This window comes from uncultured Mobiluncus sp. (assembly GCF_902488535.1).
Classification (GTDB): Bacteria; Actinomycetota; Actinomycetes; order Actinomycetales; family Actinomycetaceae; genus Mobiluncus.
On the sequence record NZ_CABTWO010000009.1, the window covers coordinates 48934 to 65861 of the forward strand.

The following is a 16928-nucleotide window of genomic DNA, read 5'->3' on the forward strand; positions in this document are numbered from 1 at the left end:
TCGAGTCTAATAACTCTGTAGTCGGGAGAGAAACCCCGCCCAGGACAATCCCAGCGCGCGGTGACACACTAGGATTATGGATTTTGGCTTTCAAAACAACCCTGAACCTGCCCTGCCCGGCGTCCACCCCGTGCTTAAGACCTCTCTGACCGGGCCGTGGCCCCAGCCTTACGAGGTTCTTTACGTGGCAATGGGGTGTTTTTGGGGAGTGGAACGCATTTATTGGAGCCAGCCCGGGGTTATCAACACGGCGGTAGGTTATCTGGGAGGTCACTGGCCACACCCCAGTTATGAAGATGTCTGTACAGGTCAAACCGGGCACGCCGAAACTACCCGGATAGTCTACGACCCGACCCGCACGAGCGCGGGGGACCTGCTGAAAGTGTTTTGGGAGAACCACGACCCCACTCAGGGCGAGCGGCAGGGCAACGACCGGGGCAGCCAGTACCGTTCGATGATTGTTTACACCACTGCGCAACAGCGTCAGCTGGCTGAGCAATCCCGGCAAACTTTCGGGAAAACCCTTGCCCAGGCCGGTCGAGGGCCGATCACGACCGAGATTCTCAGCCTGGCCGCTGCCGGCGAGTTTTGGCTCGCGGAGCCATATCACCAGGCGTACCTGTTTCACCACCCCCACGGCTATTGCAATCACGGATTCAAGGGCTTTGTTTGCGAGACTCCACGGCTGACGAACTAGCCGGCACTCGCGTTTCAGCACCGGCACGCCGGATTTTAGGCAACAAAAAAGCGGACATCGTTGTCCGCTTGCGTCGTCGCTGTTTTTTGGTTTCCGTCCCCCTTAACGGTCAGCCAAAATTTCTTGCGCCATGTTCACTCGATAGGCCTGGGCCATCACAGTGTCTGCGCACATCTGGGGCGCCTCGCCGGAAATAACCTTCACGCTGGTGAAAGTTTTTGGGGCGGTCTTTAGCCAGTTCAATATGCTACTCATAACCGTTGCACCTCCTTTGCTATCGCTCTGTACACGTCTCGGTGAGCCCTGTGCCCCACCTCTCGAGTCGGTCATCACCGATGTCCGCTCGATATTTTTATTATACCTCGATTTACATTTTATGTACACTAAAGTTTAATTTGTCTACACAACGTGAACAATAAGCCAGAGCGCCGCTGGCCTCTCCCGGGGAGGCACTGTATCACCCCGACAGGGCAGAGTTAGCGCTGGAACGCTTGCAATTGCTGGCGGGCCGCCGCAATCTGTTCAGCCACGCGCTCCGGAGCGGTACCTCCCACCCCGCGGCGGGCCCGAACCGAACCTGCAGCGGTCAGGACGTCGCGAACCTCAGGGGTCAGCAGCGGGTCAACCCCCGCAAAATCAGCATCGCTGAGGTCCTCCAGCCCAACGCCCCGCCCTTCTGCCAACGCCACACAGGCTCCCGACACTTCGTGAGCATGACGGAAAGGCATACCGCGTTTCACCAGCCATTCAGCCACATCGGTGGCGAGGGAGAAACCGGCGGTAGACAGCGTTTCCAGACGCTCATAGTGCAGGGTCATGGTGTCCACCATTCCGGTCACCGCCGGCAGCAGGACTTCCAGGGTGTCGATAGCGTCAAACACCGGTTCTTTGTCCTCCTGCAGGTCCCGGTCGTAAGCCAGCGGCAAGCCTTTCATCGTGGTCATTAGTCCAGTCAAGTCGCCAAGCAGACGTCCCGCTTTGCCGCGAGCCAGTTCAGCCACATCCGGGTTCTTCTTTTGCGGCATAATGCTGGACCCGGTCGAATAGGAATCGTCCAACGTGACGTAGCCGAACTCAGCGGTGTTCCAGATAATGATTTCCTCCGCCAACCGCGACATATCCACCGCCACCTGGGTGAGGACATAGAGAAACTCCACCACCCCGTCTCGTGCAGCCGTGGCGTCAATAGAGTTCGGACATACCTGGGAAAAGCCCAGCTCACGGGCCACCAGTTCCGGGTCCAGCCCCAACGTATTGCCAGCGAGGGCTCCGCCCCCGTATGGGGAGGCGTCATTGCGCTTTTGCCAGTCCCGCAAACGTTCCAAGTTGCGCAGCTGGGGCCAAAAGTGCGCCATCAGCTGGTGCGCCACCAGCACCGGCTGGGCGTGCTGCATATGCGTTCGACCAGGCATGATATGGGTTCCGGCACGGTCGGCCTGGGACAAAATCGCCTGGCAAAGCGCCGTTATCAGCCCTTGCAGGTGGGTGGCGGCGTCGCGCAGGTACATCCGCACGAGGGTGGCAATCTGGTCATTGCGGGAGCGTCCCGCCCGCAGTTTTCCGCCCAGTTGCGGTCCGGCGTAGTCTTCCTGCAGCAATCCGCGTTCCAGGGCGGTATGAACGTCCTCGTCATCGGGGGAAAAGGTGAAAGTTCCGTCAGCCACATCCGCCCGCAGACGGCGCAGGGCAGCGCTCAAGTCGGCGTATTCCGACTCGGTCAACAGACCCGCCGCCCGCAGCGCCTGGGCATGAGCCAAAGAGCCCTGTAAGTCGTAATCTGCTAAACGCCAATCAAACTGGGTCGACACCGACAGTGCCGCCAACGCTTGGGCAGGTCCGCCCTGGAATCTGCCGCCCCACAGGGCCAACTTTTCACTCATGTTTGCTCCTTTTTCTCTCAACGCCACAGTACCACCGGCAGCCAAACCGAATGGCTCGGCTGCCGGGGAACTGTGGAGAGGCTGCGACTCGAAAAGCCCGGACGCTGACCTTTAGAGGTGCGAGGCTTGCAGCGTGATGCCCTTGCCATACCTGACGTCACGCGCCGCGGCCAGCTTGGACTGCATTCCGTACAGTTCAATGAAACCGCGCGCCGCGTCCTGGTTGAATGAATCCCCCGAATCGTAGGTCGCCAGTTTGAAATCGTAGAGGGAAGCCTCAGAACGGCGCCCATTGACGACCGCCTGTCCGGCGTGCATGACCATCCGAATGTCGCCGGACACGTATTCCTGAGTGTGCACCACAAAAGCGTCCAAGGATTTCTTGAGAGGCGAATTCCATTGGGCTTCGTAAACCAAATCGGACCACGCCGGCTCTACCATCTGGCGCTTGTAACGCAGCTGCATCCGCTCCAGGGTCACGGCTTCCAGGGCTTGGTGGGCGGTAATCAGTGCCATTGCTCCGGGAGCTTCATAGATTTCGCGCGATTTAATCCCAATGAGGCGGTCCTCGACGACATCGATACGCCCAATCCCCTGGGCACCGGCACGCCGGTTCATCTCTTGAATGACCTGCAGCGGAGTCATTTTTACTCCGTCAATCGCGACAGGAATGCCCTTTTCAAAGGTGATGACGACTTCATCGGGAATTCCCGCAAATGCCGGATCATCAGTGTAGTTGTACACATCTTTGGTGGGGGCGTTCCACAGGTCCTCTAAGAAGCCGGTTTCAATAGCCCTGCCCCACAAGTTTTGGTCAATCGAGAAGGGGTTATGTTTCGTCGCCTCGATGGGTAGGTGGTGTTCCTCTGCGTAAGCAATCGACACGTCGCGCTGCAGGGACAAATCACGAATCGGCGACACGCATTTCAAGTCCGGAGCCAGCGAGGTAAATGACACCTCGAAACGGACCTGATCATTGCCCTTTCCGGTGCAGCCGTGAGCCATGGTGGTGGCACCGAACTGTTTAGCCGCCATCACCAGGTGTTTGGCGATGAGCGGGCGGGACAGCGCCGAGACTAGGGGGTATTGGCCTTGGTACAGGCCGTTGGTTTGTAGGGAGGGCATACAGTATTCGGTGGCGAACTCGTCTTTGGCATCGGCGATGTAGGCTTCCACTGCCCCGCAGTCAAGAGCGCGCTGGCGGATCACATCCATATCCTCGCCGCCTTGGCCCACATCCACCGACACCGCAATGGTGTCTACACCGAGCTTGTCTTTCATCCAGCCGATAGCCACCGAAGTGTCCAAACCGCCGGAATAAGCCAGCACTACCCGTTCAGTCATTGTTTTCTCTCTTTCTCATTATTTGATAAATAGGTCTAAAAATTGTGTGCTAAAGGTTTTAAATCAGGGGGAATATAGTGTAGGTCTAGCGCTTGGCCAGGCCTCGCAGCTTATCGCGCAATTCTTTGGCAGATTCCACACTGTCGCAGACGACCAAAATGGTATTGTCCCCCGCTAGGCAACCCAACACGTGTTCCAGATTTTCTTTGTCAATGACCGACGCCAGAGTGCCGGCGGTGGCTGGAGGAGTGCGCAGCACCACCTGATTCATGGCCTGAGTTGCCTGAATCAAAAGCGGGGCGCACCAACGTTCCAACGTTCCTGGCAGTTGCAACGGCAAATCCGCGGCGGTGCGCACGCCGCCCAAAACGTAGCGTAGCTCCCCCTTTTCATCGCGCACCTTGGTAGCCGCCAGTTCCTCCAGGTCCCGCGACAGCGTCGCTTGTGTGACTGAGAACCCGGCGTTTTCCAGCAGAATCTGCAAAGCCCCTTGAGAGCGCACCACATTTTCCGCCAAGAGGCGCGAAATGGCGCTATGGCGGGAAATTTTGGATTGCACTACTAGGTTTTCAGACACGCGAGCCTCCGAGAAGAATTTCTTGGTCTGCCTGGCGTTGCACCTGGTCGAGGATTTCCGGCAGCGCTTGGGTAAACATCCGGGTCTGAGACGGGTTGATGATGAGCGGTGGTGCCAGCCGAATCGTGAAGGTATCCGGGGCATTGACGATGAATCCCGCTTTGAAAAGCTCATCAGCCAGCGGCTTGGCCAAAGGATTGCGCAAACCGATTCCCAGCAGCAAGCCGCGCCCGCGGACTTCACTAATGAGGGGGTGTTCCAGTTCGAGAATCTCGCGTTTCCAGATGTCCCCCACGTTTTGGACGTTAGACAGCAAGCCTTCCTCTTCAACCGTGTTAATCATCGCCAGCACCGAGGCTCCCGCCAGCGGATTCCCCGCAAAAGTAGAACCGTGCATCCCCGGCTTTAACACGCTTGCCGCTTCGCCATTGAGAGCCACGCAAGCTCCGACCGGGAACCCGGCGCCCAGCCCTTTTGCTAGCGTCACCACGTCCGGAATGATTCCCGACTGGTGGTGAGCCATCCAGGTTCCCGTGCGCCCCATGCCGGTTTGAACTTCATCCAAAACCAGCAGGGCCCCGGCGCGTGCCGTCACTTCGCGCGCCACCTTGAGGAAGTCGTCAGAAATCGGACGCACCCCGGCTTCGCCTTGAATCGGCTCGATGAACAGAGCCGCGATGGACTCTCCTCGCTCACCGTCAAAGGCACGCTCCAAGGCAGCGATGTTGTAAGGCAGAAAATCAACTTCAGCAGGCATGGGCAGGAACGGATCACGGAAAATCGATTTGTAGGTCAGCGACAGTGCCCCCATGGTACGTCCGTGAAACGAGTTTTCCAGCGCGAGGAACCTGCTGCGCGCGGCTCCCCCGCGAGCCCGCGCCAACTTAAACGCCGCCTCCAGCGCTTCGGTACCAGAGTTGGTAAAGAAGACTCGCGAGCCCTGCGGAGCTCCGCCGGGCTCAATAATGGACAAAATCCGTTCTGCGGCCTCAATCTGAGGCTGGGTCGCAAAATAGTTACTGACGTGGCCTAACGTTTCGACCTGTTCGTGCAAAGCGGTGACGATATTCGGGTGACCGTGTCCCAGGGCGTTGACCGCGATACCGCCCAACAAGTCGAGGTATTGATGGCCGTCCTCGTCCCACACAAAGCAGCCCGCCCCGCGGGTCAACACGGTCTTCGGCGTCCCAAAAGTATTCATTATCGAGTTTTCATAGCGCGTAATCCACTCTTTGACGTCCATTTTTGCTTCTTTCACTAGGCTGGTTCGGAGGTATGGGGCTAGTCTCGCCGGAACTGTATCGTGGGCAGCGGCTCGCCGTCATGAGGGCGCGTCGGACGGACATTGTCGGGTATGACTTCGGTGCCGGTTCCTTGGTCAGTCACGATTTCAAGGAGCATGGAGTGAGCCAAGCGTCCGTCGATGATAGTCGCGCGGGACACACCGCCCTGCACAGCATCGAGACAGGCCTGCATTTTCGGCACCATTCCCGATTTCAAAGTCGGCAACATACGCGCCAATTCGCTGGCCGTCAGGTACCTGATGAGAGATGCCGGGTCATCTATATTCCGGTAAAGTCCTTCGACGTCGGTGAGGATAATGAGCTTGCGCGCTTTTAAGCCGATAGCTAGGGCCGCCGCGACCGCGTCGGCGTTGACATTCAGCACGATGTTGGGGTCGTCAACGGAAGGCGCGATGGAGGAAATGACCGGAATGTTGCCCCGTTCCAGCAGATCCACGACTGCGCGGGGATGAACATTGACGATGTCCCCGACCAGTCCCAGGTCGCTGTCCGGAGGGCATTGGCGTTTCCGCGCTCCAAACAAACCAGCGTCCTCGCCGGTGAGCCCGATTGCCAGAGATTCCTCCACATTGAGCAGGCCCACGAGTTCACGTTGGACCTTGCCGGTGAGAACCATGCGCACGACTTCCATAACTTCCGGGGTCGTCACCCGGTAGCCGTTGATGAAGGGCGCTTCCAAGCCCAGACGGTCCAGCATTTCGGAAATCTGTGGACCACCGCCGTGTACCACGACCGTCCGCAAACCGACCTGGTGCAGGAACTGAATATCGGCGGCGAAAGCGCGACGCAAATCCTCGTTGACCATCGCGTTGCCACCGTATTTGATGACGACAGTAGCGCCGCGGTAGCTGCGCAGCCACGGCATGGCCTCCAGCAGCACTTCGGTCTTCTGTATCGGCGTGATCATCGTGTTCCTTCCATTTCTCAAGTTCCGCACTTGGGTTTACACCCCAGGGTTGGTTACGTAGTGTAATCCCCGTTGATATGCACGTATTCGTGGGTCAAGTCACTGGTCCACAGGTGGGCCTCTTCCTGACCGGCGTGCAGCTCTACCAGGATGTGGCACTCTCGAGGACTCATATCAGCCAGGTAGGGATCCTCACCGATTCCCCCGTCTTTACAAACTTTTACGCCGTTAATGGAAACATCGACATGAGCCGGGTCGAACGGCAGGACGTCTTCCGGCACCGTGCCCAGCTGGGACAGGATACGCCCCCAGTTCGGGTCGTTGCCGTACACGGCGGTTTTCACCAGATTGGACCGCGAAATCGTTCGGGCGGCCTCGAGAGCACCCGCTTCGCTGGCAGCCCCGGTCACCCGAATTTCAATATCGTGATGAGCTCCCTCGGCGTCTCCCAGGAGCTGCAGGGCTAGGCTTTTACAGACTTGCAGAAGGCCGGCGGCGAACTCGTTCGGGTCGGGCTTGACCCCTGATGCGCCAGATGCCAGCAGCAACACGGTGTCGTTGGTGGACATACAGCCGTCCGAGTCGAGGCGGTTGAAGGTTTTTTCAACCGTATCGGACAGTATGTCCTGCAGGGCGTCCTGGTCCCAAACAGCATCGGTGGTGATGACCACAATCATGGTCGCCAAGGCAGGGGCCAGCATTCCGGCGCCTTTCGCCATGCCGCCGATTTTCCACCCGGAAGAGCTTTCGTGGGTAGCAGTTTTCGACTTCGTGTCGGTGGTGAGGATGGCTTCGGCGGCCTCGTCGCCTCCGTCCTCACGTAGTTTGGCGGCGACTGTATCAATACCGGCGGTCATTTTCGGCATATCTAAAGCGCGTCCGATGATTCCGGTGGAGCACACCAGACATTCGTTTTCAGCCACGCCGAGAACCTGACCCAGATGCGCTGCCATCGCAGCGGCGTCCCGATCCCCCTGTGCACCGGTGCAGGCGTTGGCTACTGCCGAGTTGATGACCACGGCTTGAGCCCGACCACCAGCAACGACTTTCCGGTCCCAACCCACCGGGGCAGCAAACACACGATTGGAAGTAAACACTCCCGCCACGGTTGAATCTGGGCCCAGATTCCTCACGATGGCCATATCCGGATGCAGCTTGCCGCGCAGGCCCACATGGGCACCGGCGGCTTTGAAACCACGGGGATAAGTAACGCTCACTTCCTACCTCCTGCATAAAACTGTTTCCAAAACAGTTTTTTATAAATATAAGCTATCCTGTATAAATTTACAAAAATGGTTACGGTGCGGTTGATACCACCGGAACTCCGGTCAGCTCCGGGAAGCCCAAAGCCAGGTTCATGCCTTGAATGGCGCCTGCCGCGGTGCCCTTGCCCAAGTTATCGATAGCGCATTGCGCCACAACCTTACCGGCGCGTTCATCCACCGCCACTTGAATCGCCGCTTTGGCGCAGCCGCTCACCATCGACACGGTGGGCCAGACGCCCTCGGAAAGGAATTCCAATAGCGGTTCGTTGTCGCAAACTTCGTGATAGGCACGGCGTAGTTCACTCGTGTCGCCAGACCCGACTAAGGGCGCGGTAACGGTAGCGAGAATGCCGCGATTCATGGGAACCAATACGGGAGTGAAACTGAGCTTGACTTCGGTGGCGCCGGCAACTCGGAAATTTTGAGCGATTTCGGGGATATGTCGGTGTACGCCGGCCATGGCATAGCCTTGGGCGTTGCCGAACGCCGCTACGGCCATCAAGTGGGATTTCATGGCTTTGCCAGCCCCGGAATAGCCCACCGCGAGGTTCGCCACAATGTCCGACGTGTCCACCAGTCCTGCCCATACCGCCGGCAGCAGAGCCAAGGTCACCGCAGTCACATTGCACCCCGGTACCGCAATCTCCGCAGCCTGGCGCAACACGGCGCGCTGCGCCTGGGCCGAACTTTCGTTGGCGTGCAGCAGCTCGGGCAGCGAATAGGCCCAAGGTTCCTCCGGTTCCGAATGGTAGTAGTCACGCCAAGCAGCCGGGTCGGTCAACCGATGATCCGCTCCGCAGTCAATCAGCAGGGACTTCACCCCGGCATCGCGCAGGGCACGTGTAACCTGGCCCGACGCACCATGCGGCAGCCCCAGGAAAATGACATCGTGGCCCGCCAGATTCTCAACATCTGTAGGCTGCAGCACTCGTTGTGCCAGGGGGAACAGGTGGGGATGGTGCTTTCCCAACGGCTCGCCTGCCGAGGACGCCGCCGTCAATGTTCCGACTTCCACCTGGGGGTGATTCAACAGTAATCGCAGCAGCTCACCACCGGCGAAACCGGAAGCTCCCGCGACCGCGACTTTGACCTTTTTACCTGAAACCTCTGTCATAGTAACAACTATACATGTTTATTCATAGAGTTGCATATTTATGCTAAAAGGTTCGGGGATTGGCCTGAAATGGCCGAAAAACCGCCCCAACGGGCTAGTGCCCAGCAACTTGAGCACCCAAAGATTCCAGCCGATAGTGCCGCCACGGTTCCCCGCGTTGCCTAAAAGCGTCCGCTTCGTAGCGAGACCATATCCCGTTGCCTTCATGGTGCAACACATAAGGTAAACCCTGGGCGTTGCGCCTTTCTGAAATAACCGCCACGTGTTCTTTCCACACCACGATGTCTCCGGGCTGCCAAGACGCCACGTCCGTTGTATCGGTGGTCAGGCTCTGGGCGTGACGATCGAAATAGACGATGAGATTGCGCACTCGACGGTAATCAATGTCTGGATTAGGGGTCTCGCCCTCCGGAGCCGTGGCGGCGTAAGCCTGGGGGTCGGCTCGTCGATCCGCATCGACCAGTTCGCGCAAGTCCATTCCCGCCGCTTTGGCGGCGTACCACACCACGTCGGTACACACCCCGGTACCGTCATTAGGTACCCCGCCGGGATACACTTTGGAACCGTCGTATTTTGGCGCGGTAGCTAGGTAAGCCACGGCACCCGCCAGCATCTTTTCCCCTACCGGCCCCGGATGATTCAGATTCTGGCCGGTCCAAGCCTCATCCAGGCGCCACGAACCTTTCGCGTTCCAGCTCGACAACAGGAACGCGGCACCGCCCACCAGCGCTAGGGCCAAAACCAGAATCGCTCCGATGAGGAAGTGCTTGCGACCTCGTGAACTCCGGTTAACCACGCTTACTCCTTAGTTGCGCCGCCAACTGCGTCAGCAGCGTTTTATTGACCCGGGCGTCTAGCGCAGGGTTGCCTGGCAGGTTTTCTCAACTTTCTTGATGATGCGGTTGCGAGTTTCCTTAATCTCCTGAGGGCTCAGCGTATGGTCAGCGGCACGCAGCCGTAGCGCAAACGCCAAGGATTTCCGGCCCTCCCCCAGTTGCTCCGCATTCTCAAACACGTCGAACAGGCGCAATTCCTCAACCAGCCCTTCCCCGGCCTTCGCAATCGCGTTATAGACCTTCAGCGCGGGAACGTCTTGCTTCACGACAAACGCCAAGTCTTCCTTGGCAGCCGGGAACGTCGAGACGGGACGCAGCTGGAATGCATCCTTGGGGCGGGACTTTTCAATCGCGTCCAAATCCAGTTCAAATGCACAAGTCCGGGGCGGCAGGCCGAAGTTTTGGCACACCTTGGGGTGCAGTTCGCCAGCATAACCCAGCACCTTCCCGCCGGTGAGCGCACCTACGCGAATTTGCGCGACTCGTCCGGGGTGGAAAGGCGCGGCAACCGTGGCTTGTCCCCCGGCGCCCAAGGCTTCGGGACGCACCGCCAAACCTTGCGAAACTGCTACGCGAATCGCCAGCTCGATAGCGTCCGCCCAATCCCAGGCACGCGCCGCGTCATGAGGGCTAGCTTCGATGGCGTTTCCTGCCAGCACCGCCGCCACGTGCCAGGGCTGCTTCGGCACTCCCGCCCGCAGCGCCTGCATGACCTCGTCGCTGGGCTTTTCCTCCACGCCGGGAATCGACGCCGGAATGACTCCGTGCGCACTGACGACCTGGTCCAGCTCAAAAATCGCCACTCGCGGATTGCCGCGGGACACATTTCGCGAGGCCGTGTTCAGCAGGGTATCCAGCAGGGAACTGCGCAGTGCCGGGGCATCGTCAGCCAGCGGATTGGCCAGCTTGACGGTGTCTCGCCGCGGGTCGTCTGCCGGCAACCCCATCAAATCGTGTTCATTGCCCAAGAATGGGTAAGTCATGACTTCGGTCAAGCCCGCTTCGGCCAACGTGTCGCTGACTTCCCGGCGGGTTCGCAGCGGCGCCGGGTTGCCAATCTTGGCAGGGCCGACCGGCACCACGGAAGGAATCTTGTCGTAGCCGTCCAGTCGGGCAATTTCTTCAATGAGGTGGGCGGGGCCGCCAGCTAGGTCGGGACGCCACGAGGGCGGCACGACCGCGAACGTGTCGTCGCTGGACTTGGTGACGCTACAGCCGATGGCTCTCAACAGTTCTTCCACACGCTGGGGCGCGTAGTCCACCCCGATGAGCTGGCTGGCTGCCGCAAAAGGCAAAGTTACGGTCGGTTGGGGCTTGACGTGGTTGACGTCAGTAACTCCCGGGTCAATGGTGCCGCCGCCGTATTCCACCAGTAGCTCGGCCGCATATTGAGCCGCCACCGGCGGAAGTTCGGGGTCGCTACCGCGCTCGAAACGCTTTGAAGCCTCGGAGGGCAACTTGTGACGACGCGCCGAACGCGCTACGGACACCGCGTCGAAGTGAGCCGCTTCTAATAGGACGTTCGTGGAGGTTTCGGTCATCTCCGTGTCCGCACCACCCATCACTCCGGCGATGCCGAGTACGCGCTCACCGTGACCGCCCTGGCAGTCAGTAATCAGCAAATCTTCGGCGTGCAAAGTTCGCTGAACCTCATCCAAAGTGGTGTGCTGTTCGTCTTGGCGGGCTCGGCGCACCACGATGGGTCCGGTCACTTTGTCCAGGTCATAAGCGTGCATGGGCTGGCCCAAGTCCAACATGACGTAGTTCGTCACGTCGACCGGCAAGGAAATGGAACGCATTCCCGCCGATTCCAGCCGTGCTACCATCCACTGCGGCGTGGGGGCACTCGGATTCAGTCCGCGCACTATCCGCGCCACAAACCGGTCGCACCCCATGTGGCCGCGAATCGGGGCTGAGTCCTCGATTTCGACTGGGAAGCCGGAATCATTGGCTGCAGGCAGACCGTTTTTCAGGTTTTCAGCCAAGCCCCAGTCGGTAAACTTTGCGCCCGTGGAGTGGCTGTATTCACGCCCCACCCCGCGCATCGAGAAGCAGTAGCCGCGGTCGGGAGTGATGTTGATTTCCAACAGTTCCTGGTTCAGTCCCAAGATGGGCAGCATGTCGGTTCCGGGAGCAGGAATTTCCACACCGCGCTCGCCTAGGTATTCCTCCAAAACGATGATGCCATCGAATTCCTCACCTAACCCCAGCTCACGGGCTGAACAAATCATGCCGTCCGAGATATGGCCGTAAGTTTTGCGGGTGGCGATGGCGAAGTCACCGGGCAGTACGGCTCCTGGCAGGGAGACCACCACGTGATCGCCCTCCTTGAAATTGTGCGCCCCACAAATGATGGAGCGGCTGGGAATGTCGGAGGGCTCCTTGCCGGTACCGGGCGCATCGTTGAATTCCTCACCCACGTCTACCCGGCAGTAGTTGACGGTTTTACCGTTGGAAGCCGTTTCGGGAACCATCGAGGCCACCCGGCCGCACACCAGCGGACCCGTCACCCCTGAAGTATGGATAGCTTCCTCTTCCAAACCGACCTTTACCAGGTCTTTTGCGAGTTGGGACGCGCTGGTGTCCGCGGGAACTTCCGTCCACCGCCGCAACCATTCAATCGAAACAAAAGCCATTTTTAGCGCCCCTTTCCATTCACGCCGAACTGATCTGAGAACCTCACGTCGCCTTCCACGATGTCGTGCATATCCTCTATGCCGTGGCGCAGCATCAGTGTGCGCTCAATGCCCATTCCGAAGGCAAATCCTTGATAAACCTCGGTGTCGACCCCGCAGGCACGTAGCACATTCGGGTTCACCATGCCGCAGCCGCCCCACTCAATCCAGCCGGGGCCACCTTTCTTTTGCGGGAACCATAGGTCGACCTCCGCGGAAGGCTCGGTGAAGGGGAAGAAAGACGGTCTGAAGCGGGTTTTTGCCTCCGGGCCGAACATAGCGCGGGCAAAGTGATCCAGAGTCCCCTTCAAATCCGCCATCGTCAGGCCCTTATCCACTGCCAGGCCCTCCACCTGGTTAAACACCGGGGAGTGGGTGGGATCCAGTTCATCAGCACGAAACACTTTGCCGGGAATAGCTACGTAAATCGGCAGCTCGCGGGTCGTCAACAGACGCGCCTGCACCGGAGAGGTGTGCGTGCGCAGCACCAGGTTGGCGGGGTTTTCCACGCTGCCGCCCACGGAAGCGGAATCAACATAGAGCGTGTCTTGCATCTGCCGTGCCGGGTGATCGGCATCAAAGTTCAACGCATCAAAGTTGAACCACTCGTGTTCCACCTGGGGGCCAGCCGCAATGTCCCACCCCAGAGACACGAAAAAGTCCGCGACTTCCTCTTCCAGCACCATCAGCGGGTGGCGCGACCCCAGCGGGTGACGCGAGGACAACACGCTTACGTCCACGGTTTCCGCCCCCAAAGCCGCCTCTTGCGCGGCCTCCTGCAGTTCAATCTGTTTGGCGTCCAGAGCCGCCCGGACCCGCCCTTGGGCAGCCCCCAAGTTCCGACCGGCAGTAGCTTTGTCCTGAGGATCGAGCTTCCCGATAAGTTTCTTTGCCAGGGTCAAGGGCGCTTTGTCGCCGTTGTAGCGGGAACGCACCGCTTTCAGCGACTCCACATCGGGCGCCGCCGCGATGGCTTCTAGCGCCGCGGCAACTTCCCGCTCCAAACCTTCCGCATCCAGCGGACTCAACACGTTTTCGCTCATTTTTCCTCGATTTCCTTGACTCCTAGCCAGCTCAAAACCCCTTCAACTTTAGTCGAAATGCCAGCCCGCCCGGTAATCAAGATTTTTCAATGCTGCCCCACGGGCCTCCACAATATTCCGCAGGAGCAAATAAATTCAGCGCGGGAGAAGTAAAAACCGAACGAAACGGCTACAGAATAGCCACTTTGTGAGATAAATTATTTGATGTAATTATGGAATATTTCAGCCAAGGATACCGAAGTGAGAAAATCTAAAACCGCTGTAGAAACGCAACACTTGCAGGCAGAGATTGAGCGTCTTCAAGCTGAAGTCGCCGAGCTTCAGGCCGAAAAGGAATCTCAGGAAGCCGCTCTCAGTGACTTGAACCAGGAACAGGCCTTCACCCAGAGCACGCATGACCCTCTGGCACGGTGTTTCGGATCGGCTGAAAACGTCCGCGAATCCCTGGGAAAGATTGTGTCCGAATTGGACGCGGGTTCCGCTGACACCGCAGAGACACGCCGGGTCATGGCGGAATCAACTCGTGATTTGCACGATATGGCCGACGGTGCTGGGGACATTTCGAAAAAGTTGCAGGACATGGGACAGAACATGGAGGTCTTGTCAAAGGCTTCCGAGTCGATTCACAGCTTTGTACAGCAAATCGAAGGTATTGCTTCACAAACGAACTTGCTGGCGCTAAACGCCACTATTGAAGCGGCACGAGCGGGTGAGGCTGGTCGTGGTTTCGCCGTGGTGGCAGGGGAAGTGCGCACTTTGGCGGAACGCACCGCCAGTGCCACGCAGGAAATTGGCGCTCTGGTCACTTCCATAACCGAGGGCACCGCTAGCGCCCTGGAAAACATTACGGAAGCTATTGACGAATCCAAAGAATTCGAAGAAAAATCCAGCCAGACCGCGACCGCGGTGGGAGAAAAAGTTTCCTCGATGGCAGACTCGATTGCGCACGTGACTACGGATTCATTTGTTTCGGTGGTGAAACTCGACCACTTCATCTTTAAGTTGGGGATTTACCGTCAAGTTACCGGAATTGCTGAGCCGAACCCGGAGGGGATTTCCTCCTCGCACACTTGCCGCTTGGGCAAGTGGTATTACGAGGGGCGCGGTCACCTCGACTACTCAGGACAGCCCTGTTTCCAACAGCTCGAGGGTGTTCACGAAGGTACCCACGTTTCTGGTAAGGCTGCTGTCGAGGCCTTTATAGCAGGCGACAGCGAACTGATGAAAAAGCATCTGGAGACTATGGAGGACAACTCCGCCAAAGTTGGCGCCCTGCTCGATCAGTTGATGGACAGCTAGATAGCCAGTTTTTTCGTAATCCCTCCCAGAATAAGCCTAGGCTCGAGGTCATGACCCTACCCCTTGCTCGTGAAAACCGAAAAGTTAGGTCTGTTTTGCGCACCTGGCTACCCAATCAGCATGGGGCTTGGTTCATCGTCACCGTTCCGGCGCTATTCGGGGCAACGCTTGGCGGATGGGCCTGGCAGCATGCGCTGCTGCTCTCCACGTGGATGATTGGTTTCTTCTTTGTATTTTCGGCGCTACGCCTGATTAAGAATCCTCGGAAGAAATCCTTACGATACCCCGTTTTGATTTACGGAATCCTGGTTGGGGTGCTGGGAATAGGAGTCCTGGCGATGCTGCCGCTACTCTGCTGTTGGATTCCGGCTTTCGCTATCCTCATCGGGATTTGGGCTGGTGAGGTGCGCTGCGGGCGAGAACGCGGTTTGGGAGCGCGTCTGACGATTATCCTGGCAGCAGGACTGATGACCTTAGTTGCCTATCACTGCGGCTTGATGGCTGCGGCTTTGCGGATGGGTCAGGACGCGATGTACGGGGTTCACGAGGCATCTGCTCTGGGCGGACACGCTCTATCCACTGTTTTACGGGGTTGGCCGGCGGCAATATCAGTAGCTGTGCAGCTCACAGCCTATTATGCAGCTTCAGTTCCCTACGTAAAGACGATTTTTCGGCAGCGTGGTAACCAGCGTTTCCTGGTCATTTCGATAGTTTCGCACGCCCTAGGTTTTGCCGCTGCGCTGCTTTTCGCCGCTCTGTCTTGGGTATCTCCTCTGGTAGCAGTCGCATGGCTAGTGACATTAGCTCGTTCGATTTGGTTCCCCTGGCAGGCACGCCGGCGCGGCAAGCCCTGGCGACCGCGAGTCATCGGGCTGACCGAAGTGGCGATTTCAGTATTGGTTTTTGTGGCAGCGGCGCTGTAAAAATTGCCGGAGTCTGACGTGATGGTAAATCCTCGCGTTTTGGGTGGTAAATCCTCGCGTTTCGGGTGGTAAATCCCCGCGCAACGCCGAGTTTTCCGTGCTATTCTAACGAATTTGCGATTTTATCCGCTCTATGAGACCGGGTTCCCGGCGACAACCGTGATGGCTTGCGGAACGACCTGGAAAACCCAGTGCCGCGCCTCCGCTTCCGGGTCGCCGTCCATCTCCCACACCGCCGGCTTATGCAACAAGACTTCGAAGCGTTTGCCGCTGAAATATTCCAGCGTGCTGTTGTGCCGTCCCAGCCTCAAAACCACGTTCTTGACTACGCGCCACCAGCCGCCGACTCCCTGCGGAGCCCCAATCAGTAAATCTAGGGAACCGTCAAAGGGGGTGGCGTCGGGAAACAACTGGATTCCGCCGGTCAGCTCAGAGGTGTTGCCGACCATGAAAATAATCACGTTACGTTTCAAAATCTGCTTGCCGTCAATGCGGAACCGGCAGCGATGCACAGAATTGTTGACTTGCCTGAAAAAGGACATGACGTAGGCCACGGGACCGACCACTTTTTTCAGCCCCTCATCCACGTGATGCATGACTTCGGCATCTATCCCGATTCCTGCCATACCCGTGAAATACCATGGTTTACGGGAAGTATCGTTATGCACCTTCACAATGTCCATCGAGACTTTTTGCCCCGTGAACGCCAGTTCCATGGCGGCTTTCATATCCAAAGGCACGTTGAGGTTTCGCGCCAATAGGTTCGTAGTCCCCGCCGGCAATACCGCCACCGGAATCTCGCTGTGACGCATCTCGGTGCTGACCACACGCACGGTGCCGTCCCCGCCCGCGGCGATGACCAGGTCGGGATGCATGTCTCGAGCCTGCGCGGCCATCGCAAAGCCGGGGTCATCAACGCTGGTGGTGAGGTATTCCACGGTGAAATCGTGCTTTTGAGCCGCCGCGTTCAAACCGGCTGTAAACTCGTCCTCGTCCCCGACTTTCACGGGGTTATAAATGACTATCGCCTTTTTCAACTTCGGCTCCTCATCTGGTCTGGAACT

Annotated in this window: 15 protein-coding genes; 3 read left to right on the forward strand and 12 right to left on the reverse strand. The window is 58.3% G+C overall.

What is annotated here, in order from left to right; translation table 11 throughout:
• Positions 1-76 precede the first annotated feature (76 nt).
• The gene (gene msrA, locus RDL66_RS04545; RefSeq protein WP_308535510.1) at positions 77-697 is read left to right on the forward strand and encodes a peptide-methionine (S)-S-oxide reductase MsrA; all 621 of its coding nucleotides are present in this window, start codon (positions 77-79) and stop codon (positions 695-697) included.
• A gap of 102 nt (positions 698-799) precedes the next feature.
• Here the strand turns inward: msrA and RDL66_RS04550 are convergent, their stop codons facing one another.
• The 11 genes from RDL66_RS04550 to pheS form a co-directional block, all read right to left on the reverse strand.
• Positions 800-952 carry a hypothetical protein gene (locus tag RDL66_RS04550; RefSeq protein WP_299293535.1) on the reverse strand — a complete coding sequence of 51 codons (153 nt, stop codon included), beginning with the start codon at positions 950-952 and terminating at the stop codon, positions 800-802.
• A 221-nt stretch (positions 953-1173) separates the two neighbouring features.
• Positions 1174-2577, reverse strand: a complete 1404-nt coding sequence (gene argH, locus RDL66_RS04555) for an argininosuccinate lyase (protein WP_308535513.1) — start codon at positions 2575-2577, stop codon at positions 1174-1176.
• Between the two features lie 111 nt (positions 2578-2688).
• Complete coding sequence (locus tag RDL66_RS04560) at positions 2689-3921, reverse strand: argininosuccinate synthase (RefSeq protein ID WP_308535514.1); 1233 nt, start codon at positions 3919-3921, stop codon at positions 2689-2691.
• A gap of 85 nt (positions 3922-4006) precedes the next feature.
• On the reverse strand, positions 4007-4498 hold the full coding sequence (locus tag RDL66_RS04565; protein WP_308535515.1) for an ArgR family transcriptional regulator: 492 nt from the start codon (positions 4496-4498) through the stop codon (positions 4007-4009).
• Positions 4491-5741 carry an acetylornithine transaminase gene (locus RDL66_RS04570; RefSeq protein ID WP_308535517.1) on the reverse strand — a complete coding sequence of 417 codons (1251 nt, stop codon included), beginning with the start codon at positions 5739-5741 and terminating at the stop codon, positions 4491-4493. Before RDL66_RS04570 ends, RDL66_RS04565 begins: the two co-directional genes overlap by 8 nt.
• A gap of 38 nt (positions 5742-5779) precedes the next feature.
• A complete protein-coding gene (gene argB, locus RDL66_RS04575) occupies positions 5780-6709 on the reverse strand; it encodes an acetylglutamate kinase (protein ID WP_308535518.1) in 930 nt (309 codons plus the stop codon).
• A 53-nt stretch (positions 6710-6762) separates the two neighbouring features.
• Entirely contained in the window at positions 6763-7926 is a 1164-nt protein-coding gene (gene argJ / locus RDL66_RS04580) for a bifunctional glutamate N-acetyltransferase/amino-acid acetyltransferase ArgJ (RefSeq protein ID WP_308535520.1), read from the reverse strand.
• A 79-nt stretch (positions 7927-8005) separates the two neighbouring features.
• Positions 8006-9088, reverse strand: a complete 1083-nt coding sequence (gene argC / locus RDL66_RS04585) for an N-acetyl-gamma-glutamyl-phosphate reductase (protein WP_308535521.1) — start codon at positions 9086-9088, stop codon at positions 8006-8008.
• A gap of 94 nt (positions 9089-9182) precedes the next feature.
• The gene (locus tag RDL66_RS04590; RefSeq protein WP_308535522.1) at positions 9183-9884 is read right to left on the reverse strand and encodes a DUF1287 domain-containing protein; all 702 of its coding nucleotides are present in this window, start codon (positions 9882-9884) and stop codon (positions 9183-9185) included.
• Positions 9885-9941: 57 nt separating this feature from the next.
• Positions 9942-12560 (reverse strand): phenylalanine--tRNA ligase subunit beta, encoded by a 2619-nt coding sequence (pheT, locus tag RDL66_RS04595; protein ID WP_308535523.1) that lies wholly within the window; start codon positions 12558-12560, stop codon positions 9942-9944.
• 2 nt (positions 12561-12562) lie between these two features.
• Positions 12563-13642 (reverse strand): phenylalanine--tRNA ligase subunit alpha, encoded by a 1080-nt coding sequence (gene pheS / locus RDL66_RS04600; protein WP_308535525.1) that lies wholly within the window; start codon positions 13640-13642, stop codon positions 12563-12565.
• A gap of 240 nt (positions 13643-13882) precedes the next feature.
• On the opposite strand from pheS, the gene RDL66_RS04605 reads away from it, so the two are divergent.
• Together RDL66_RS04605 and RDL66_RS04610 are read left to right on the forward strand one after the other, a co-directional pair.
• On the forward strand, positions 13883-14941 hold the full coding sequence (locus tag RDL66_RS04605) for a methyl-accepting chemotaxis protein (RefSeq protein ID WP_308535526.1): 1059 nt from the start codon (positions 13883-13885) through the stop codon (positions 14939-14941).
• Positions 14942-14991: 50 nt separating this feature from the next.
• Positions 14992-15864, forward strand: a complete 873-nt coding sequence (locus RDL66_RS04610; protein ID WP_308535528.1) for a YwiC-like family protein — start codon at positions 14992-14994, stop codon at positions 15862-15864.
• Positions 15865-15995: 131 nt separating this feature from the next.
• Here the strand turns inward: RDL66_RS04610 and RDL66_RS04615 are convergent, their stop codons facing one another.
• The gene (locus tag RDL66_RS04615) at positions 15996-16901 is read right to left on the reverse strand and encodes a diacylglycerol kinase family lipid kinase (protein WP_308535530.1); all 906 of its coding nucleotides are present in this window, start codon (positions 16899-16901) and stop codon (positions 15996-15998) included.
• Positions 16902-16928 lie beyond the last annotated feature (27 nt).